The organism is Rothia mucilaginosa (assembly GCF_901875305.1).
Taxonomy (GTDB): Bacteria; Actinomycetota; Actinomycetes; order Actinomycetales; family Micrococcaceae; genus Rothia.
In genome coordinates this window covers 175,579-195,787 of sequence record NZ_CABFLY010000002.1, presented here as the reverse complement: position 1 = coordinate 195,787, position 20,209 = coordinate 175,579, and the positions used below count along the sequence as shown (strand labels likewise).

The window sequence follows — 20,209 nt, the reverse complement described above, 5'->3', positions numbered from 1 at the left end:
GCTACGCGGTGTGGCGGGGCTTCTGCCCCTCTTCGCGGGCGAAGGGCACCTTGTCGCCGGCCAGCTGGGCACGCACATCCGCGGCGATTCGCTCAGGGGTCAAGCCAACCTCTTCCAGAATCTGCTCGCGCGATGCGTGCGGGATGAACTCAGCAGGCAGACCCAGCTCGCTCAGAGCCGTATCAACGCCTGCTGCGCGCATCTCCTGTCGGATGCGCGCACCTACACCACCGGCACGCACGCCGTCCTCAATAGTCACTACGATGCGATGGTCGCGGGCCAGCTCCACAACGGAGGAGGGAACGGGAATGATCCAGCGCGGGTCAATCACAGTGGATTGGATACCCTCGGCAGCCAGGATCTTGGAAACTTCCAGGGCCACACGGGCCATAGCACCCACGGCAACGAAGAGAACGTCGCGCTGGCCGGTCTCCGGATGCGGTTCACCGGTACGGGCCAGAACGTCCACGCCGTCAGCGCGGCGTTCAATGGAAGGGATGTCCTCACCCACGGACCCCTTGGGGTAGCGAATCACGGTGGGGGCGTCGTTGATGGCTACGGCTTCGCGCAGCTCCTCGCGCAGAGTTGCACCGTCACGCGGAGCGGCCAGATGCAGGCCGGGGATGAACTGTAGCATCGCCAAGTCCCACATGCCGTGGTGGCTTGCGCCGTCGGGACCGGTAATGCCGGAGCGGTCCAGGACCACGGTCACACCGGCCTTGTGCAGGGCCACATCCATGAGTAGCTGGTCGAAGCCGCGGTTCAGGAAGGTCGCATAGAGGGCGACGACCGGGTGCATGCCGCCGTAGGCGAGGCCGGCACTCATGGCGACGGCATGCTGTTCGGCGATGCCTACGTCAATCACACGGTCGGGGTGGCGCTTCTGGAATTCGCGCAGGCCCACGGGAATTAGCATCGCGCCGGTGATACCGACGACGTTGCTCTGCTCGTCGGCAATATCGGCAATCTCACGGCCGAAGACACTGGTCCAGGACTCAGCGGTGCTCTTAGAAACAGCCTGACCGGTCAGCGGATCAATCGGGCCGACCGCGTGGAACTGGTCGTCCTTGTTGGCGCGAGCGGGTGCGTAACCGTGACCCTTCTCGGTGATGGCATGCACGATGACCGGGCCGGCGTAGTTCTTTGCGGCGGTCAGGGCGTTCTCCACAGCCTGCTGATCGTGACCATCGATGGGGCCCACATACTTCATGCCAAGGTCCTCAAAAATGCCCTTGGGTACCACCACGTCCTTAATGCCAGCCTTCATGCCGTGCAGGCCGCGGTAAATCATCTGGCCCACGGGGCCGCCTCGCTGCAGGCCCACACGCACCGCATCGAGAGCACGGTCATAACGGTGATCCAAACGAACGCGGTCCACCTGCTGCTGCACACCGTGCTTGAGCTCGGAAAGCTGGTTAGCGAAACCACCGATGGTAGGCGCGTAGGAGCGGCCGTTATCATTCACGACAATCACGACCTTGCGGCTACGATCAGCAGCGATATTATTCACAGCCTCCCAGGCCATGCCACCGGTAAGCGCACCATCACCAATGAGCACAACGGTGTAACGGTCATCCTCACCGTTGATGCGGTTAGCACGCGAAATACCGTCAGCCCAGGAGATAGAGCTAGAGGCGTGCGAAGAGGCGATAATGTCATGCTTAGACTCATTGCGGTCGGGGTATCCGGAGAGGCCCCCCTTCTGCCGCAGAGTCTTAAACGCATGACGGCCGGTCACGAGCTTATGCACGTAAGACTGGTGGCCAGTGTCAAAGAGGATGTTGTCCTTCGGGGAATCAAAAATGCGGTGAATGCCAAGAGTTAGCTCCACGACGCCCAGGTTCGGGCCCAGGTGGCCACCGGTTGCCGACACGTTCGTCACGATGAACTGGCGAATCTCATTGGAGAGCTCCTCCAGCTGCTCATAGCTCAGGTTGCGCAGATCAGAGGGATCCTTGATACCGGGTAGCAGACGGGCCGTGTGACCATCGCCGAGGCTGTAATCTACGGTGGGTGCTTCGGGGGTGGTGGCCTTCGGGTCATTCTCCTGCGGCGACGCATTTTCAGCGGACATACACCCACACTCCTCAAGGGTTCAGGGCACGGCTCATCCCGTGCGTTGGCTCTCCAATGATTTTACCTTTTAAGGAGCTAAAAAGCAGGTTCGTGTCACCGTCATGTGAGACGAATCTTCCCCTCTTTCGGTGGGGTCCCAGGACCAATCAGCCACCATCTCAACGTCGGTCCGCGGCCCATCCACCTTCTACCGATGAACGAGCCGCAACCAACTAAATACCTATTTGCGACGACGACGAGGGCGCGGCTTGGCCGGCGCACGCTCAAAGAGCGCCACGCTCTCAACATGGTGCGTATTCGGGTACATATCGAAGGCCCGCAACTGCACCATATCCCAGCCGAGCTCACGCAGAATACCGGTGTCGCGTCCCAAAGCCGCCGGGTCACAGGCCACATACAGGATGCGGCCAGGATCCAGAGCATTCAGACGCTCCAAGGTGGTGCGGTTCGCGCCCTCACGCGAGGGATCCAGAACCACGGCATCAATCGGCGGAATCTGCTCGAAATCGCGGGCGGTCTTCAAATCAACGAGGTGGCGCGCCACGTCACCGCGAATCACCTCGATACGGGTCTGCGCCGAGTTATCGGTGCGGGAGCATCCGTCGGGCGCAAAGTTAGAGCGGGCGTCCTTGTGGGTCACGGGGGAACCCTCAATACTAATGACCGTTCCAGTGGCGCCCACAGCATCGGCTAAGGCCGCTGTGAACAGGCCCGCGCCGGCGTACAGGTCGAGAGCACATTCACCCTCCTGCGGACGCAACATGGTCAGCATCGCCGCAATCATGGTCGAAGGAGCCGAACGGTGAATCTGCCAGAATCCGCCAGCCGAAACCTGATAGCTGAAGCGACGGGGGCCGAAGGTCACCTCCTCGGTCACCGAACGCAGACCGGCACCAAGCAGACGGTCGCTTTCCTCCACCCGACGGTAAGGGGTATGGGATGCGCCGGGGCGGCGACGCTTAGGTTTACCGTTCGAGGTTGACTGCGGCGTGAAGTAGAGGGACACCCTACGCTTAGCAAGCTGTCCCCACGCTTCAGTGGCCTGCTCCTCTACCGCACGCGCAATCTCGTCAATTGAGAAGCGCGGGTCCACAATAAATTGCAATAGTACCCTGCCGCGGGAGGAGACGGTCGCCTCCACCTCGCGCACACCGCGCAGGTTCAGCTGCTCCAGGTGCAGGTTGCGTAGCTCCCTGGCCGCGAGCGGAAAATCAACGACCGGGGCCGGTGAGGAGGCATGGTAGGGGTGCATAGCAACACGCCAGGTCACGATGGGACGGCCCTCAGCGTTTTCCTCACGCACGCGGGCCACGGCGTAGCGCACGCGGGTTCGCCAGGACAGCCCCTCGGAGTTATCGCGCAGGGGCAACTCCTCAACGGTGAGGTTTGTCAGCAGCGGAGAGGTCAGCGGCAGACCACCCAGACGGTGAATCTGGGTGCGCACAATCTCGGTCTTGTAGCGGCGCTGCTCGTCCAGCGCAAGGTGGCCATACTCCATGCCACCCAGTAGCTCCGGCACACCGGTGGCAGCGGCGCGCTCCTCGGCGCTAGCGAGCGCATCGGCCTGTATCCAGGGGTGGGGGCGGCGGGCAAGGGAAGGCACGGGAACGTCGATGACGTCCGCGAAGTAGTAGCGGCGCTTGGGACCGATGGAGGTGATACGTACGAGAGCCTGCTCACCGACTACGCCGTGGCGAACGAAAATAACGCCCTCTGCGGTGCGGGCGACGAAGGAGCCTCCATGGGCGGGTGCTTCACAGGTGACGGTGAGGATTTGGCCAACGCTGTAACCGCCTGCTTCTGCGGAGGCGACTACGGGGCCAGTGGTGTGTTGAGTCACGACATTGTCTCCTAATCATCACTTAATGTGAACTATTTTACACTGAAATATTCTGGCTCTCGGGTTTCGACGCTCCCCCGCAGTGAAGCGCGGCGAAGCCCTCACCATGCCGGGCAAGAATGCGTAGAGCGTGGTAAGTAGGATGAGCCTTTCAGCACGTGCTCATTCGAGACTGCCTCCTTCTCAGGAAGCCCCGCGAGTTTACGACGCGGAATCCTCATGCAACCGGCCACGGTACACCGCGTGACGGTTGCTCTGGGTGAGCTCTCGACCGCCACCCGCAGGCCGGGTAACATTCGGGGCCAGGGTGGGGTTCTCCCCCGTGGTGTTTCCCTCTTCAGAGGCATCTTCGGTCTGCAGACGCTGATCGAAGATTTCATCGTACACTTCATCCTCATGCATGGCCCACGGCACGGTCGCAGTCATCACGCCCGGCTCGTGCAATAGAGCCTTCTTGAGGCGGCGTACCGTACGGCGATGCAGAATACGCTGCCACCAGTGATCCACCACGAACTCGGGCAGATACACAACCAGGATGTCGCGCGGCGACTTCTTGCGGCGTCGACGAATATACGAAACCACAGCCTGCACGGTATCACGGTAGGGCGAATTGATAACCGACAGCGGCACGGGAATGTTGAGGGCATACCAGCGGTTCTTCACAGCGTCGAGAGCCACACGGTCGTTATTGACGGTGAGCGCCTCAATCGTTGATGGGCGCGAGGCACGTGCGTACGAGAGGGCACGCACAGCGGGCCTGCGCACACGTTCCACGTACACGATGGCGTGCACGCGCGAGGGCAAGGCCGCCACATCCGCCACGGACTCGGCGTTCAGCGGTATGTCCATGGCTTCGTCAACCGTGGCGTAGTGGCGGTGAGTGAGCATCATACCTCCAACCATGAGGGCAATCATTCCAAGGGAGAGCCAGGCACCGGCACCGAGCTTCGTGGCAATCACCACGACGAGCACGGCAGCGGTGACGGTCATACCCAGGGCGGAAACCGCGATGTCGCGCAGGAGGGCGCGGCGAGGCATCTGGGCCAGGGTTACGCGCAACAGGCGCGTGCGGTAACGCACCACGGCCAGCTGCACCATGACCATGGAGATACACATACCCACGATGTACAGCTGAATCAAAGAGTAGACGTCCGATCCGAAGAGCATGGTAAGCACGGTCGAGAAGCCCGCGAGGGTCAGCACGCCGTTGGTGTACAAGCCACGCGAATCCACGCTTCGGAAAAAGACAGGCACGTACTGATAGTCCGCCAGAGACGAGGCAATCATAGGAAAGCCGGTAAACGCGGTAATCGAAGCGATAATCAGCACACCCACGGTCGCAAATACCAGTAGCTGAGCGTAAATCGGGGTGTCACGATACACCGCGAGAGCCACCTGGTAGAGAGCCGGCTTCTGGTGGAAGTACTCCCCCGGCGTGTGCCCATCAATGAAGAGGAACTGAGTCGTGTCATGCACCATGTGCACGTGCGTGAGGTAAGCCAGGCTCAGCAGACCCACCAACAAAACGGAGGTGATGACACCCATCATCATCATGGTCAGGGCCGCGTTGTACTTCTTAGGCGGGCGGAAGTAGCGGACCGAATTGGAAATCGTCGATACGCCGGAGAAAGCGACCGCACCACCAGAGAAAGAACGAGCCAGCAACAGTGTGAGCGCCACACCCTCCGTGGGGTTATTACCCTGCTCCGGCACAATAGCGTAACCGGCGGATTCAGCCACGGGTAGGGCCCCCATGGAGGCACGCACCCATCCAATGATCAGGGTAATCCCCAGTAATGCCAAGAAGATGTACAAAGGCCAGTGAGCAATCTTGCCCATGAGCTGCAGGCCGCGCAGAGCCGCAAGAGTCAGGCCCAGAATGAGCAATACCGCAATCGTTGTGCGCCAATCCTGAATCTCAGGGTACAGCGCCACAAGGAATGTAGCCGCCGAAGACATAGACACCGATACCGTCAGCATGTAGTCCATGAGCGAGGAAGCGCCCATCATAACCGCCGGCAAAGCACCCAGCTTCTTATGCACCAGCTGAATATCGCCTTCAGCAGCAATCTGGCTGATGTTGTAGCGGTACGTGCCGATAACCACCAGCCCCACCAGGGCGACCGCCAAGCCGACCCACGGGGAGAATGCGAGCGCCGAAGCGCCCGCCGCAGCCAGAGTCAAAATCGTCTGGTCGGCAGCGTAAGCCACCGAGGAGATACCGTCGGCACCAAAAAGGGGCAGGGCGTACCGCTTCGGCAGGGTCACTGCCGAAAAGTTCCGCGTGCTGACCGGCCGACCGATCAGGGCGATGCGCATCCTGTCCCAACGATTTCTCACCCATTAAGGCTATCTTCCCGGGCCCCAAAGCTCAATTCAATGAGCGGTTCAATTACACTGGAAGAGTATGCGTTCAAGCGCGTTATCAACATTTGGAGAGAAGCATGCCTCACTTTGTCATCATGGGCGCCGGACGCGTGGGCGTCATGCTGGCCCGCACGCTGGAGGCTTCCGGGCATACGGTGGCCGTCATCGATCAGGATGAGCGCGCCTTCCAGCCGCTACGTAAGGGCTTTAGCGGTCGGCTAGTGACCGGTGTGGGTTTCGACCAGGAAACCCTCAAACGTGCCGGAATTACCGAGGCCTACGCCTTCGCAGCTGTCTCATCGGGTGATAACTCGAATATCATTGCCGCACGTGTGGCCCGCGAGCTGTTCAAAGTAAAGAACGTGGTAGCTCGCGTGTACGACCCCAACCGCGCCGAGTTTTTCCAGCGCATGGGCATCCCGACGGTGGCCTCGGTGCGTTGGTCCACCGACCAGGTGTTGCGTCGCCTGCTACCCGAACAGGCTCTAAAAGGTGATTTTCGTGAGCCTTCGGGCCGCCTCATGCTCACCGAGATTCCGCTGGACGACGGATGGGCCGGTCACGCGCTCGTCGACATTGAACGCGCCGCCGGGGTGCGCATCGCCTACATTACCCGCTTTGGTGAAGGCATGCTCCCCCGCCCCGATAGCGCCTACCAACAAGGCGATAGCGTGCACATCATGATGCGCACCGATGACGTTGCTGACGTGACGCGTATTCTCTCACGCCCGCCGCGCACCGAAGACGACGAAGTGGAGTACCGCGCTGACGCAAGCATGGACTGGTTGCGTTCCACCCCCTCCACTAGGGCCCCCCGTGAATCCGGGACCCCCTCCTCCCTGCCCAGTCCTCGCCAGCTTTTCGGCCACCCACGCCAGACCCCTAAGGAGAAGTAATGAAGGTACTTATCGTAGGTGCTGGTTCCGTGGGTGCCTCAATCGCCAAGGAGCTCATGATGAACGGCCACGACGTGACCATCATCGATTCCAAGCCCGAGGCGAAGAAGCGCGCCGACCTGCCGGGTGTACGCTGGCACATCGGCGATGCGTGCGAGCTGTCCGTACTGCGTCAGATTCACCCCAATAAGGCGGATGTGGTGGTCGCCGCAACCGGCGACGACAAGGCTAACGTCATGGTATCGCTCCTGGTCCGTAGCGAGTTCGGTGTGCCGCGCACCGTAGCCCGCGTGAACAACCCCCGCAACGAGTGGCTCTTCGACGATTCGTGGGGTGTGGACGTGGCCGTGTCGACCCCGCGCCTGATGACCGCGCTGGTCGAGGAGGCCGTGGAGGTTGGCGACGTCGTGCGTCTGCTGACATTGCAGGCCGGTGGCGCGACCCTGGCTGAGTACACGGTGCCTGATGGCCACCCCGTCATCGGTTACCGTGTGGATCACGTGCAGTGGCCGGCAGATACGGTACTCACCGCAATTCTGCGCGATGGCGCCCCGATTCCGCCGAGCCCCGACGTCGCGCTCGAGGGCGGCGATGAGCTATTCTTCATCACAACGATTGCCGGTGAGGATCAGATTCGAGCTCTCTTCGCGTAAATCTCTTCAGTCTTCAGGCCGGAGGTTTTGCCCGGGAAACTGGCTCGTATGCCAGGTACCGTAGCCCTCCCCCGATTGTGAGACAGTGAAAGCCCCGGAACCCTATTGAACTGCCTCCCGTTTCTTGGACAACGAAAATAAAGTCCAAGAAACGGGAGGCTTTTCATGTCTATCAACCTGGGATTAAGACATGATCGTCTGCTTCGGGAGCAAGCAGCGCAAATGTTTGAGAGAGGATGTGGCTATCGTCTGACCGCCAGGAAGCTTGGTGTGTCTGCCGCGACTGTGAGAGAGTGGCAGAAGATGTACCGCGTAATCGGGAGGGACGGGTTTCTTGCCATGGGAGTAAAGCAGGCCAGATACGACTATGAGACCAAGGTCGCCGCAGCGAAGGCCGTGGTTGATGGTGGGATGAGTAAGCCTGAGGCGACGGTGCGATTCGGTATTGCAAGTGCGACACCGTTGAAGCAGTGGTGCAGGCTGTACCGCCAGGGCGGCGCGCAGGCGCTTAAGCCTAAGCCCAAAGGCAGGCCGAAGGGGTCGGTGCGGGCGGTGCCACCAACGCGTGAGGAGGAACTTGCCGAGCGTGTGCGCAAGCTTGAGGCGCAGGTGGCGTACCTAAAAAAATCGATTGCCCTGAAGGCGCACAGGCGCTCCCAAACCGGGACAAAGCCCTAGTGGTCGCTGAGCTTTCAGGGCGCGGTCACAAGCTGTACGACCTCCTTGAGGCTGCTGGCCTTGCCAGGTCGAGCTACTACTACGCGCTGGCTCACCCCCAGCAGCCAACTAGAGTGCAGCTACGTCCCAAGGTCGCCCAGATCTTTTCGCGAACCCCCAACGGGTGCGGTCATAGGCAGGTGGCCATGTGCCTGCGCGCTGAGGAAGGGGTGCGTATCGCTGATAAGACGGTTTTGAAGATGATGCGTCAGATGGGGCTGTGCTGCGGTATACGCCGTGAGAGGGCTTACCGCAGGTACAACTCCTACAAGGGGGAGGTGGGGCGAAGGTTCGCTAACGTCATCGGTCGCGACTTCACGGCGACTGGTCCTTGGCAGAAGTTGGGTACCGATGTTACCGAGTTCAAGCTTTCCTTCGGTAAGGCCTATCTCGCTCCGGTTTATGACTTTGCCAGCAAGGAGATTGTTGCCCACTCCATCTCGATGTGTCCTAATCTTGCCCAGCAGCAAGAGATGCTTCAGATGCTCATGGATGCTAAACCTGCAGGGGTCGAGCCGATTTTGCACTCGGATATGGGGTGGCAGTATCAGCACGAGATTTACGTCAGTATGCTCGCTGAGAACGGTTTTATCCAGAGTATGTCACGTAAAGGCAACTGTATCGATAATGGTGCCACTGAGCAGGTCTTTGGACATATTAAGGACGAGTTTTTTCGTGGCCAGGATTGGCCAACTTTTGAGAGTTTCAAGGTCGACCTTGATGCCTACATTACGCACTGGAATACAGTAAGGCGTCAGGTGAAGCTTAGGGGCCTGACCCCGGTAGAGTACCGGGATCAGGCCCTGCGGGAAGCCGTGTAACGGTTACTATTTAATGCGTCCAAGTTTCGGGGCGCAGTTCATATTGCGGGTTCCGGGGCTTTCACCTGTTTCTAAAAGTTTCACCTCGTGCATGTTTGTGGGCGGGGTGCACATACTTCGAGGTTTTAGCAGTCGGCGCTACGGCCTTCCTCGGCAGTCTCGGGTGATTCAGATTCTTCAGCATCACAAGCATCACAAGCATCAGAAGCCTCGCCCGACTGCACCTCGCCGGGGGCCGAAACACGCCAGGCCAACCACACACCCAAAGCGTACAGTGGCAGGCCCATAATCAGACGGGTGGCGCCCAGCGCCTCCACCGCGTTGGCGAAGTACAGGGGCATCTGCACCACCAGGCGAAGAAGCATCAGAATCGTAATAATCCAGGTAGCCAGCATGTACTGGCGTACGCGCACCGGATTCTGCCGCCACGCCAGGCCCTCTCCGCGGATAAAACCGAAAATCAGGCCCGTAATCGGCCAACGCACCGCCATAGACACCAGGTAAGCCAGCGAGTACAAGCCGTTCGTCCAGAAACCCACCACAAAGTAATCGCTCGCATTACCCGTACGGTAGGCCGCGAAGGCGCAAATTGCCACGCCCACCAGGCCGGTCAGGGCACTCACCAGTTTGGAACCCTGCACCAGACGAATCAGAGTGAAGGCTGCGGCCGCAACCAGCGCGGCAATCAGCGCAAGGTTCAGTTCCTTGGTCACGGTAAACAGCACCAGGAACGCCACCGCGGGCAGGGAGGATTCTACGAGGCCGCGCCAACCGCCGATAGCGTGCAGAACATCCACATCACCGTTGGCGGTGCGACGCATATTTGCGCCCATGGATGCACTCACCGCCTGCGCGAACTGATGCGACGACACGGACGACTCGTTCCGCTCGCTCACCTGACTCGGTTGCGCGGCGGAGGCGTCGGCCACACTCTCGTGCGCGGCCGTCTCAGCCTTCCGGTCGGGGGTGTTCGGCTCGGAGCTCATGTTATCCCTTCTCCACAAAGAATTGCGGCACAATCTCGTAGCGCGGATTGTAAATAATCGGCTGGTTCGCACGAATCGACACCACGCCCGAACAGCGCAGAAGCGCACCAGCAAGGATTCCCGGCACCACCTGCTGGCCCTGCCATTTGAGCATCACCCGGTCGCCGTAGTTGAACGGCGGGTAGGCGGGAAAAGCCACATCCACGGTTTCCAGCTGCGACGTGACCGTGGCCAGCGATGCCGTGTTCAAATGCTGCCCGGTGTCTGCGTGGGCCTCCGCCTCTTCGTCAAAATCTTCGCCCGGCGGCTCCACAATGGGCATGCCGATGAGCGCACGCGGGTTCGCCCACTGCAGCGGCTTCGACTTGGCAACCAGCAGCTCAGCGCGGTACATCGGCTTGCTATCGGCCGTCGGCAACCACACCTGCTCCACGCGACCGGCGAGGCGCACGCGAAAGCGCTCGGGGTAGCCGGGAGCAATCGGGTGTTCCTCGGGAACCACGAGCGCGCTCGGATGACGTGTAAAGCCAGACATTAGCCGATCTCGGTAATCTCAGGGCCTCGACGAGGCATCGGGCGGAGCTCCTGGTGGTCTTCCTTCGGCTCTTCAACCTCAGCGTCGTCTTCGGAGATGGTTAGGTCGGCCGGTAGGGTCATGGGCAGTAGCTCGCGGGGCGGGCGAGGGTCGTCGCCACGGTCCACCACAACGTCGCGGAAGACTTCTTCCACGGAGGCGGCGGCCGCCTCATCACCCAGCACCGCGGCACCGGAGATGACGCCGCGCAGGAACCAGCGGGGGCCGTCCACACCCACAAAGCGGGCAATGCGCTCGCCACGCTTGCCATCCGGGGTGACGGCGGGTATACGGGTCAGCATCTCAGCACCGAACACGCCGGCATACACCTCGACCTTGCCGCCCTGGGAGGCAACGGATTCGGTCAGGTCGTGGCGGATATCATCCCAAATGCCGGTGGTACGAGGAGCGGCGAAAGCCTGCACCTGCAGGGTTGCGCCGTCGCGGGTGATGGTGGCGGCAATCACCGAACCGGTCGCGTCATCGGTCTCGATGCGCAGGTTCATACCTTCATGCATCTTGATGCGCAGGGCCCCCAGGTTGACGTAATCTTCGAGGTCCTCTTCGCTGACCTCCTCAATGTCGTGGGGGCCGTTTACGCGATCGTACTGGATGACTTCGGCAGAATTTTCTTCCTCCTTCAGCTCCTCGACCTCGACGCTGGTTTCCTCAATTTCTTCGTTGATAGCCTTGTCGATGGCGGCCTTCTCGGCCTCCTCGGCTTTCTTCTTCTTACCAAATCCGAACATGGTGTTCCACCTTTCGCCGCACCCCGGGTGCGGGTTGTGTTCTCTCCGCCCGGGAATCCGTCAGAATCCGTTGAGGGGAGGTACGTTTCTGCGCGCGAGCCGCAACGCAACGGGCCCGTGCGGGCCCTAGTGCACGCCGCTGGAGCCGAAGCCGCTGGAGCCGCGCTCCGTCTCGTCCAGTTCCTCCACGACGGTAAAAGTCGCGTGCTCGTACTTCTGAATCACCAGCTGAGCAATGCGATCGCCGCGGCTCACGTGGAAGGTCTTCGTCTTATCGGTGTTGAGCAGGGTGACCATCAGCTCACCGCGGTAGCCGGAGTCAACGGTTCCGGGCGCATTAACAATGGTAATACCGTGCTTAGTGGCCAGGCCCGAACGCGGATGCACCAGACCCACGTAGCCCTCGGGTAGGGCGATGGCCACGCCGGTGGGAACCAGTGCGCGTTCGCCCGGCTCCAGCTCAAATTCGATGCGCGAGCGCAGGTCTGCGCCGGCGTCACCGGGCTTGGCGTAGGAGGGGGCGGGTAGCTCAGGGTCGAGCAGCTTGATGTGAACGTTGAGGGGGTTCATCGGGGTCCTTTCGGGATGTGTGTGCTCGTCTCCGCATAGCGAGTGCGGAGGCATACTCAACGGGGCGGTGCCGTGTGGCACTCGCCCCGTTCAGGTGTCTATGGGGTGGGGGTTACCCATCCTTGAAATATTAGCCTTCGCACTCGACGCAGTAGTACAGGCCGCCGTCCTCGCGTGCAATCTGCGAGCGGTGGCGAACCAAGAAGCAGGATGCGCAGGTGAACTCGTCGTCCTGAGCAGGCAGAACCACGACGTTCAGCTCCTCGTTGGAGAGGTCAGCACCGGGAAGCTCGAAGCTTTCGGCGGCGCTGTTTTCGTCCTCATCTACCGCGCCGGACTGCATGTCGGAACGGCGCGCGTTAAGCTCCTCATAGGACTCTTCGCCCTGCTCTTCGTCCTGCTTGCGAGGTGCATCGTAATCAGTTGCCAAACTTTCACGCTCCGTTGAATCTATTGATTTTGTGGCTACGGTCGTCGCGCCACGCTGGTTTTCACGTTCTCCATGCCGCCGCTACGCCCGTGACGACATGCCAGGTATTGTTCACCATTGAACACCCTTTTGTCTAATCCAACACGAGCTTTGGGCATATACGATGTCATATTCTGTGCATTAAAGATGGTACGAAGCATATTTTTTGGCTCAAACAAGCCCCCGCACTACTGATTTTGCGCGCTTTCACTGTACCCTGGAAGGTAGTTTGCGTTCCGTGCACCACATTTCACGGAAGGCGCCCGGTTCACCTATGGAGGTTCTCATGCTTGAGCTACGTCTAATTGGCGTGCACGATGACGGCGAAAATCTGGTGCTTGAGTCTGCCGACGGCACCCGCTTCTTGCTGCCCATTGACGCTAACCTGCGCACGAGCATCACCAAGGCTCGCCGTATTCAGCCTGCCCGCGGTCTGGGTGCTAAGGGCACGTACGGTCCGCGCGATATTCAGACCCGCTTCCGTCAGGGTGCCTCTGTTGAGGAAATCGCGGAGGAGTCCGGCTGGGAGCCGGAGCGCGTGCGCCGCTACGAGTGGCCGATTGTGGCCGAGCGCGCCCACATTATTCGTGCCGCTCAGAGCGTGAAGATTGGTCGCCGCAATTCGGCTTCGGGTAGCGCACAGATTCCGGTGACGCTCAGCGCCCGCATCGAGGAGGTTTCGGAGCGTTACGGTTTCGAGGAGGCCACCCAGGATTGGACGACCCGCCAACAGGAGAACGGCCAGTGGCGCGTTGAGGTGGACATTGCGCTGAAGGATTCGGTACGTCAGAACCTGCCTTCGCAGGTGATGTTCCCCGCCCGCTGGGTGTACAACCCCGCGAACCAGGGCCTGTACGCCTCGAACGAGGCCGCGTACTTCCTGATGGGCAATAGTGAGGACGCTGTGGCCGCCGCCGCGAAGAAGGCCCCTGTGGAGGTTCCGCAGGCCCGCCTGCCGAAGGCTCCGGAGCCCGCACCGGTACCCGTTTCGTCCTCTGAGAGCGCCGATGAGCGCAAGCTTAAGGAGCTTTTGGAGCGCGCCCGTTCGGTGCGCCCCGCCCAGGTTGAGGAGCCCGAGGTGTTTGTGCACCGCGAGTCTGCTGAGGCTCCGCAGGCAGAAGCCCCGAAGGCTGAAGCACCCGCTGAGGCGGCCACCCACGCGGATGAGGAACAGCCCGCGCAGACTGCCCAAACCGCAACCGATGATCGAGGCCCGCTGACCGGCGCACCCGCCGCGCACACCCCCGCCGCGCATCCGGCACCGGAGGAGTACGGCAAGCACTCCCTCGCCGCTGAGTCTGCTGAAGCCGCTGAGGTACCCGAAGCACAGGTTGAGCCCGCAGAAACTGCAGGTGCGGCCGTGGCTCCCGCAGAGACTCCCGCAGCAGAGAAGCCCAAGTCTTCCTCGAAGAAGCAGCGCGTGAGCGTTCCGGCATGGGACGACATCATCTTTGGCGGCCGCAAGTAAGCGACCGCTCTCGCGCCGCCCAATAAAGGCTTCTAGGCAAGGGCATTTAGACATACAAAAGCCGTCGGTTATTCGCGTGAATAACCGACGGCTTTTTCTATCTTCTTAGCCTGTGTCCTCTGAGCGTGGCTCGTGCGAGTCTAGAAAGTCTTGAGCATGCGCAAGGGCACCAGACGCTCAGCATCCGTGAGCGAACCGTGCTGACCGACCATATGCAGGGCACGCTCCTTGTAGTGGCGCATATCGTACAGCGCCCAGTCATCACGAGCGCACACCATCAAGTCTCCGATACGCGAACGCGCGGCATCGGTCACGATTGGGCCGAAGTAGCCGGCGCGCATCAGCTCACGAGAGTCAATCACCCAGGCGCGCTCACCCCAGTACTGCGCCCAGCGCTGGGCGGTGGCGGTACGTGCCGCATCCGAGGTGTCTTCCAGGTACAGGTGCACGGCACGCGGTTCACCGGCGGTCATTGCGATGTTGCGGGTCAGCTCCTCCACGCCGGAGTAGTCGATGCGCTGATGCTCGGGCACGTTCACCATGCCGTGATCGGCGGTCACGAAGAGTGCCGCCCACGCCGGAGCGCGCCCCGCCAGACGCTTCAGCGCCGAGTTCAGTTCCTCCAGTTGCTGCAACCATTCGTCACTGCCCACGCCGTAGCGGTGGCCCGCCGCATCAATCTCGCCCCAGTACAGGTACACGGTGGTCGGGGTACGGCTGGAGAGCGCCTCCAGGGCGTAGGTGACGCGGGCGCTGAAGCCGGTTGCATCTACAAAATCACCGCCGCGCAGAGCCGCCTCCGTCAGGCCCGTGCCGCGGTACTTACCCAGCGAAATGGTGAGCACGCGGCGGTTCGTATGGTGGCGTTCCAACACGGTCGGCAACGGCTGCCAGGCGTGCGGATCCACCGACTGATCCCAGCCGGATAGGTGGTTCATGACCGAGCCCGCTCCCCCGTTGCCGTCCGGGTTGCGCACCTCGTAGCCGGCAATGCCGTGCGCGCCGGGTGCCGTGCCGGTACCCAACGAGGTCAGAGAGGCGGCAGTCGTGGTGGGGAACGCGGCATCCAGCGGGCCCAGGTTCAAGCTCTTGCGCAGGGCGGGTGCGTAGCCGCCGTAGTTGTTGATGAGCTGCTCGCCCAGGCCGTCCACCATGATCACGCAGGCGTGGCGGAAGGATGCCGGGTCAACGTCATGCTCCGTCAGGCGGGTCGCAAGGTTCAGCAGGTCGGCAACGGAGTTGAACGCCGGGTCGGAATCCAGGGCGTGTGCGGGGCGTGCCAGGCTTCGCTGAGCCACCAGAGAGGAGGCGGACTCCAGCACGTCGGCGATGCTATTGCTGCCGTAGGCGGGCGCCGGGGGCAGCGGCGCACCCAGAACATCGTGCAGGGTGGTCTGTACCATCATAAGGTCCTCTCAGGGGTGTGGCGGGTGCGTGAAAGTACGGGGCACCGCGCGGGCTGTTATTGTGCGGCGAGCGCTAGCACCGGTGCTTATCGGCGCGTTACGTACAGACGCGCACGGTGCAGGGCACGCGCAAAATCGTGGGCACGCTGAACCGATTCCGGGCCGTCAGCAGTCGCGGAAACACGCACCGCAATGTCTTCGCGGCGTGCATCGCCGGTGAAGCCGTGGTCGGCATTGCACTGCGGATCCTGGCAACCGGCCGGGGCGAGCTCCATGTGCAGGGAGCCGGTCCACGCAATCTGGAAGGAAATCTCGGTCGGGGCCGTGTTACCGGCGTTGTAGGCCTGCGGCTGGCTAAAACCATAGCTGATAGTGACTGCGTTCAACGCACTCAGATGTACCGCCTCCACGCTCACATGCGCCACGGTACCCTGCGCGTCACCCTCAAGGTGCTGGTCGTCCAAGTGCGCAAAAATCACATGCTCACCGCACAGAACCATGACCGTAATATGGCGGTGGAAATCGTCACGGGAGAAGTGGGTTTCGTGCTGTACAAAGTGGGCGTCCGGGTTCATGCCCGCGAGCGCGTCATCCACCACTTCCAGCACGAGGTCGGGGTAGAAGCCGGCATGCTTGATATCTGCGACCAGTTGCTCGCGTTCGGGGGTGGTGGCGTACATCGTACCTCTTTCGTGCGGTGCCCTCATGAGGCGACGTCGGTCGGCACACACGATGAAGGCGGTTAGGTATTACTACCTTCTACCTTAGAGGGTTCCAGCCGGGCTGTGCTACTTAACCACGCGTACGGGCGCGCACATGACGAGACACTGAATGAGGCGACCCCCTGCCCCGGGCCGTCGTGCCCCTCCTGACGCGCCCTTGGGTGCGCATGCGCATCCCCATGAATAACGCTCATCGACGAGCCCGGTTCACCCGCGTGCACCCGCTAGAATAGAAGTACGAAAAACACACCGACACGAGGAGATATATGGCTCGCCGATCCAAATCCGCCGCCAGTGACTACCCGGTGGATGTGGTAGAGAATATCGTCGACATCGACGTATCCGCCGAGATGGAATCCAGCTTCCTGGAATACTCCTACTCGGTGATTTATTCGCGTGCCCTCCCCGATGCCCGCGACGGCCTCAAGCCCGTGCAACGCCGCATCCTCTACATGATGCAGCAGATGGGTCTGCGCCCCGATAAGGGACACGTCAAGAGCGCCCGTGTGACCGGCGAGGTCATGGGTAAGCTCCACCCGCACGGCGACGCCGCCATCTACGACGCCATGGTGCGCCTCGCCCAGCCCTTCGCGCTGCGTCTGCCCCTCGTTGACGGCCACGGTAACTTCGGCTCCCTCGACGACGGCCCCGCGGCCGCCCGCTACACCGAGGCGCGCATGGCACCGGCCGCGCAAGCGCTGACCGCCGATCTCGACGAAGACGTCGTCGACTTCGTGCCCAACTACGACAACCAGTTCATGCAGCCCGCCGTGCTGCCCGCCGCGTTCCCGAACCTGCTCGTCAACGGCACCACCGGCATCGCGGTCGGCATGGCCACCAACATGGCGCCGCACAACCTGCGCGAGGTCATCGCCGGTACCCGTCACCTCATCGCGCACCCCGAGGCAAGCCTCAAAGACATCATGAAGTTCATCCCCGGCCCCGATTTGCCCACCGGCGGCACTATCGTGGGCTTGAACGGAATCCGTGACGCCTACGAAACCGGCCGCGGCACCTTCAAAACCCGCGCGAAGGTCTCCATCGAGCAGGTCAGCCCCCGCAAGCAGGGCATCGTCGTCACCGAACTGCCGTACATGGTCGGCCCCGAAAAGGTCATCGAAAAGATTAAGGACGGCGTCAACTCCAAGAAGCTCACCGGCATCTCGGACGTGGTCGACCTGACCGACCGCACCCACGGCCTGCGCCTCATCATCGAGGTCAAGAACGGCTTCAACCCCGAGGCGGTGCTCGCCGCGCTCTACAAACACACCCCGCTTGAGGACTCCTTCGGCATCAACAACGTGGCGCTCGTGGACGGTCAGCCGCAGACCCTCGGCCTGCTCGACCTGATGCGCGTGTACATCGACCACCGCCTGAACGTGGTCCGCCGCCGCACCGAATTCCGTCTGGGCAAACGCACCGACCGCCTGCACCTGGTGGAGGGTCTGCTCGTGGCCATCCTCGACATTGACGAAGTCATTCAGATTATTCGCGAGTCCGACGAGACCGCCCAGGCACGCGAGAAGCTGAAGGCGGTCTTCGATCTGACCGACACCCAGGCGAACCACATCCTGGAGTTGCGCCTGCGCCAGCTCACCAAGTACTCCCGCCTGGAGCTCGAGGCCGAACGCGACACCCTGCAGCAGGAAATCGCGGAACTGCAGCGTATCCTGAGCTCTGATGCGGCGCTGCGCGAACTGGTTTCTGACGAGCTTGCCGAGGTCGCCGAACGTTACGGTACCGACCGTCGCACCCAGCTTAAGACCAAGGACGACATGCAGGTCGCTATCGAGGCGGTCACCGCGCAGTCCAAGGCGAAGAAGAGCCTGGGCCTGGCCCTCGAGATTGCTGACGAGCCGTGCTGGGTGCTGCTCTCCGCCTCCGGCGTGATGGGACGCACCCCCGGCAAGCCCATCCGTGAAGCCCTCGTGGATCCCGGCAAGCGTTTCAAGCACGACGTGTTCACCTCGATTGTGCCCACCACCGCACGCGGTGAGATTGGTGCCGTGACCTCCGCAGGACGCATGGTGCGCCTGTCCGTTATGGACATTGCGGTACTGGACGAGAACGGCGGCACCCCCTCCATGGCATCGGCGGTGAAGGCAACCGAGCTGGTTCAGCTCGCCAAAGGTGAGAAGCTGGTCGCGCTCGTGCCACTCAACACGGTACTGGCGATGGCCACCGCGGGCGGCGTCATCAAGCGCGTGAACCCCGACTACCCGCTGAATCAAACCGAGTGGGACATTATGAAGCTCAAGGACGGCGACGAAATCGTGGCCGCCACCCCCTGCCCCGCCGACGATGCGGTACTCACCTTCGTGACCCGCGACGCGAAGCTGTTGACCTTCGACGCTGCGAAGGTCCGCCCGCAGGGACGCACCGGCGGCGGTATCGCCGGCATTAAGCTCGCCGAGGGCGACCGCGTGATTGCCCTGGGCGTGACCGCCCCCGGCGATGCGGCGGAGGTCGTGACCGTCACCAACGGCAAGGACGGCCTGGCGAGCGCCAAGGTGACCGCCCTGGCCGAGTACCCGCAGAAGGGCCGCGCGACCGGCGGCGTGCGTGCGCACCGCTTCCTCACCGGTGAGAGCCAGCTGGCTCTGGCGTGGGTGGGCGTGGGCCCGGCGAAGGCGGCATCCTCCGGCGGTGTAGCTCGTTCCCTGCCGACCGAGCACGGTGCCCGCGACGGTTCCGGCGTGATGCTCACTCAGAGCATCGGCGTGATTGGCCCGAACTACGCGGCGGTTTCTGCTGCGATGGCGGTCAGCCCGGAGGGTGAAAAGCTCTTCTAGGTGCTTCTAAAACCCGCCGTTCCCAGAGGCGGCGTCAGAAGACCCGCGGTTCTCTTTTCAACGATTCAACATATTGCCTATAGCAGCTTATAGGTACCGTCCAGGGGTGAAGACACTACACCGGTGTCTTCACCCCTGACTTTAACCCGGTGTACGGTAAATAGAGAAGTAGGACACTCTAATACGCTCTTGATGAGAGGATTTCCTTGCATGTTTGATTCTCTCTCCGCCACCCCGGGACTACTCGTTGTGCTCCTGTTGGCCGCATTCTGCGCCGGATGTATCGACTCAGTCGTCGGTGGAGGCGGGATGATTCAGCTCCCAGCCCTGCTCATGGCACCCGGTTTTTCACCCATTGCCGCGTTAAGTACGAACAAAGTCGCAAGTTGCATGGGAACCCTCGCCGGTACCGTCACATATATTCGTTCAGTGGCGCTTCAATGGAAAATTATTATTCCGGCAACGGGTATCGCTTTTTGTGCCTCCGCTTTAGGGGCGCACTGCGCCACCCTGCTGCCGGCGCATATTTTTCGCCCCGTTATTGTTGTTGTTCTCGTCGCTATCCTCATCTTTACCGCGTTTGAGTCACGCATCCCCCGCAAAGCGTCTCGGGTACCCTCAACCTTGTCGCTTCTAGGGCGGGCGCTCGCCATCGGCATGATTCTAGGCGGCTACGACGGTGTTCTTGGAGTTGGTGTTGGTTCCATGATGCTCGTCGCTTTTCAAGTATTGCTGGGTTATAACTTTCTGCATGCTACCGCCGCCGCAAAAGTACTAAATTCCGCGACGAACCTCGGGGCGCTCATATATTTCATTCCCCTCGGATCTATTCACTGGCTCTTGGGAATACTCATGGGATGCGCCAATATGGCCGGCAACTGGGTTGGTGCTCGAACAGCTATTCACCTCGGCGAACAATTCATTCGTAGACTGCTCATCATTATTGTGACGCTGATACTACTGCGACTCACCGCACAGATACTCGGTTGGGTCTAAAGGTTGGGTCTAAATCCCCGAACCTATTCGCGCGGAGATATAAACGCGCAGAAAGGCCCCGGTACATGATGTACCGGGGCCTTTCTGCGCAGTTTCTTGCGTTCAGT

17 protein-coding genes are annotated in these 20,209 nt (G+C 61.4%); 7 read left to right on the top strand and 10 right to left on the bottom strand.

Annotated elements, in window-relative coordinates:
• Position 1: 1 nt before the first annotated feature.
• The 3 genes from dxs to JX292_RS02990 all read right to left on the bottom strand — a co-directional run bounded on the left by dxs (position 2) and on the right by JX292_RS02990 (position 6,235).
• Positions 2-2,074, bottom strand: coding sequence for a 1-deoxy-D-xylulose-5-phosphate synthase (gene dxs, locus JX292_RS03000; protein WP_239653604.1), 2,073 nt, complete (start codon positions 2,072-2,074; stop codon positions 2-4).
• Positions 2,075-2,296: 222 nt separating this feature from the next.
• Complete coding sequence (locus JX292_RS02995) at positions 2,297-3,916, bottom strand: class I SAM-dependent RNA methyltransferase (RefSeq protein ID WP_204861294.1); 1,620 nt, start codon at positions 3,914-3,916, stop codon at positions 2,297-2,299.
• Between the two features lie 201 nt (positions 3,917-4,117).
• The gene (locus JX292_RS02990; protein ID WP_204861293.1) at positions 4,118-6,235 is read right to left on the bottom strand and encodes an APC family permease; all 2,118 of its coding nucleotides are present in this window, start codon (positions 6,233-6,235) and stop codon (positions 4,118-4,120) included.
• Positions 6,236-6,360: 125 nt separating this feature from the next.
• On the opposite strand from JX292_RS02990, the gene JX292_RS02985 reads away from it, so the two are divergent.
• The 4 genes from JX292_RS02985 to JX292_RS02970 all read left to right on the top strand — a co-directional run bounded on the left by JX292_RS02985 (position 6,361) and on the right by JX292_RS02970 (position 9,370).
• A complete protein-coding gene (locus tag JX292_RS02985; protein WP_204861292.1) occupies positions 6,361-7,179 on the top strand; it encodes a potassium channel family protein in 819 nt (272 codons plus the stop codon).
• Positions 7,179-7,832 carry a potassium channel family protein gene (locus JX292_RS02980; RefSeq protein ID WP_204861291.1) on the top strand — a complete coding sequence of 218 codons (654 nt, stop codon included), beginning with the start codon at positions 7,179-7,181 and terminating at the stop codon, positions 7,830-7,832. Before JX292_RS02985 ends, JX292_RS02980 begins: the two co-directional genes overlap by 1 nt.
• Before the next feature lie 270 nt (positions 7,833-8,102).
• Positions 8,103-8,510, top strand: a complete 408-nt coding sequence (locus tag JX292_RS02975; protein WP_239653600.1) for a helix-turn-helix domain-containing protein — start codon at positions 8,103-8,105, stop codon at positions 8,508-8,510.
• Positions 8,510-9,370: an IS3 family transposase gene (locus JX292_RS02970; protein ID WP_204861289.1), complete on the top strand. Its 861-nt coding sequence runs from the start codon at positions 8,510-8,512 to the stop codon at positions 9,368-9,370. Before JX292_RS02975 ends, JX292_RS02970 begins: the two co-directional genes overlap by 1 nt.
• A gap of 125 nt (positions 9,371-9,495) precedes the next feature.
• On the opposite strand, the gene JX292_RS02965 is transcribed toward JX292_RS02970, so the two are convergent.
• From JX292_RS02965 to JX292_RS02945, 5 genes are all read right to left on the bottom strand, one after another.
• Complete coding sequence (locus tag JX292_RS02965; protein ID WP_204861288.1) at positions 9,496-10,356, bottom strand: DUF3159 domain-containing protein; 861 nt, start codon at positions 10,354-10,356, stop codon at positions 9,496-9,498.
• 1 nt (position 10,357) lies between these two features.
• Positions 10,358-10,891: an asparaginase gene (locus tag JX292_RS02960; RefSeq protein ID WP_204861287.1), complete on the bottom strand. Its 534-nt coding sequence runs from the start codon at positions 10,889-10,891 to the stop codon at positions 10,358-10,360.
• On the bottom strand, positions 10,891-11,679 hold the full coding sequence (locus JX292_RS02955; protein ID WP_204861284.1) for a DUF3710 domain-containing protein: 789 nt from the start codon (positions 11,677-11,679) through the stop codon (positions 10,891-10,893). The genes JX292_RS02960 and JX292_RS02955 overlap by 1 nt, the downstream gene beginning before the upstream one ends.
• Positions 11,680-11,805: 126 nt before the next feature.
• On the bottom strand, positions 11,806-12,249 hold the full coding sequence (gene dut, locus JX292_RS02950; protein ID WP_204861281.1) for a dUTP diphosphatase: 444 nt from the start codon (positions 12,247-12,249) through the stop codon (positions 11,806-11,808).
• 130 nt (positions 12,250-12,379) lie between these two features.
• Complete coding sequence (locus JX292_RS02945) at positions 12,380-12,679, bottom strand: DUF4193 domain-containing protein (protein ID WP_204861279.1); 300 nt, start codon at positions 12,677-12,679, stop codon at positions 12,380-12,382.
• 325 nt (positions 12,680-13,004) lie between these two features.
• On the opposite strand from JX292_RS02945, the gene sepH reads away from it, so the two are divergent.
• Positions 13,005-14,186 (top strand): septation protein SepH, encoded by a 1,182-nt coding sequence (gene sepH / locus JX292_RS02940; RefSeq protein ID WP_204861277.1) that lies wholly within the window; start codon positions 13,005-13,007, stop codon positions 14,184-14,186.
• 140 nt (positions 14,187-14,326) lie between these two features.
• On the opposite strand, the gene JX292_RS02935 is transcribed toward sepH, so the two are convergent.
• Both JX292_RS02935 and JX292_RS02930 read right to left on the bottom strand, forming a co-directional pair.
• Positions 14,327-15,592: an alkaline phosphatase family protein gene (locus JX292_RS02935; RefSeq protein ID WP_204861274.1), complete on the bottom strand. Its 1,266-nt coding sequence runs from the start codon at positions 15,590-15,592 to the stop codon at positions 14,327-14,329.
• Positions 15,593-15,678: 86 nt separating this feature from the next.
• Entirely contained in the window at positions 15,679-16,272 is a 594-nt protein-coding gene (locus JX292_RS02930; protein WP_204861272.1) for a DUF5998 family protein, read from the bottom strand.
• Between the two features lie 308 nt (positions 16,273-16,580).
• Between JX292_RS02930 and JX292_RS02925 the strand changes: the two genes are divergently transcribed.
• The gene (locus JX292_RS02925; RefSeq protein ID WP_204861270.1) at positions 16,581-19,106 is read left to right on the top strand and encodes a DNA gyrase/topoisomerase IV subunit A; all 2,526 of its coding nucleotides are present in this window, start codon (positions 16,581-16,583) and stop codon (positions 19,104-19,106) included.
• A gap of 210 nt (positions 19,107-19,316) precedes the next feature.
• Positions 19,317-20,102 (top strand): sulfite exporter TauE/SafE family protein, encoded by a 786-nt coding sequence (locus JX292_RS02920; protein ID WP_204861269.1) that lies wholly within the window; start codon positions 19,317-19,319, stop codon positions 20,100-20,102.
• The last annotated feature ends 107 nt before the right edge of the window (positions 20,103-20,209 follow it).

Excerpts from the sequence above, each read along its gene's own strand:
- dxs (WP_239653604.1), bottom strand. The coding sequence starts at position 2,074 with ATGTCCGCTGAAAATGCGTCGCCGCAGGAGAATGACCCGAAGGCCACC.
- JX292_RS02990 (WP_204861293.1), bottom strand. The coding sequence starts at position 6,235 with ATGCGCATCGCCCTGATCGGTCGGCCGGTCAGCACGCGGAACTTTTCG.
- JX292_RS02985 (WP_204861292.1), top strand. The coding sequence starts at position 6,361 with ATGCCTCACTTTGTCATCATGGGCGCCGGACGCGTGGGCGTCATGCTG.
- JX292_RS02980 (WP_204861291.1), top strand. The coding sequence starts at position 7,179 with ATGAAGGTACTTATCGTAGGTGCTGGTTCCGTGGGTGCCTCAATCGCC.
- JX292_RS02965 (WP_204861288.1), bottom strand. The coding sequence starts at position 10,356 with ATGAGCTCCGAGCCGAACACCCCCGACCGGAAGGCTGAGACGGCCGCG.
- JX292_RS02960 (WP_204861287.1), bottom strand. The coding sequence starts at position 10,891 with ATGTCTGGCTTTACACGTCATCCGAGCGCGCTCGTGGTTCCCGAGGAA.
- JX292_RS02955 (WP_204861284.1), bottom strand. The coding sequence starts at position 11,679 with ATGTTCGGATTTGGTAAGAAGAAGAAAGCCGAGGAGGCCGAGAAGGCC.
- dut (WP_204861281.1), bottom strand. The coding sequence starts at position 12,249 with ATGAACCCCCTCAACGTTCACATCAAGCTGCTCGACCCTGAGCTACCC.
- sepH (WP_204861277.1), top strand. The coding sequence starts at position 13,005 with ATGCTTGAGCTACGTCTAATTGGCGTGCACGATGACGGCGAAAATCTG.
- JX292_RS02935 (WP_204861274.1), bottom strand. The coding sequence starts at position 15,592 with ATGATGGTACAGACCACCCTGCACGATGTTCTGGGTGCGCCGCTGCCC.
- JX292_RS02930 (WP_204861272.1), bottom strand. The coding sequence starts at position 16,272 with ATGTACGCCACCACCCCCGAACGCGAGCAACTGGTCGCAGATATCAAG.
- JX292_RS02925 (WP_204861270.1), top strand. The coding sequence starts at position 16,581 with ATGGCTCGCCGATCCAAATCCGCCGCCAGTGACTACCCGGTGGATGTG.
- JX292_RS02920 (WP_204861269.1), top strand. The coding sequence starts at position 19,317 with ATGTTTGATTCTCTCTCCGCCACCCCGGGACTACTCGTTGTGCTCCTG.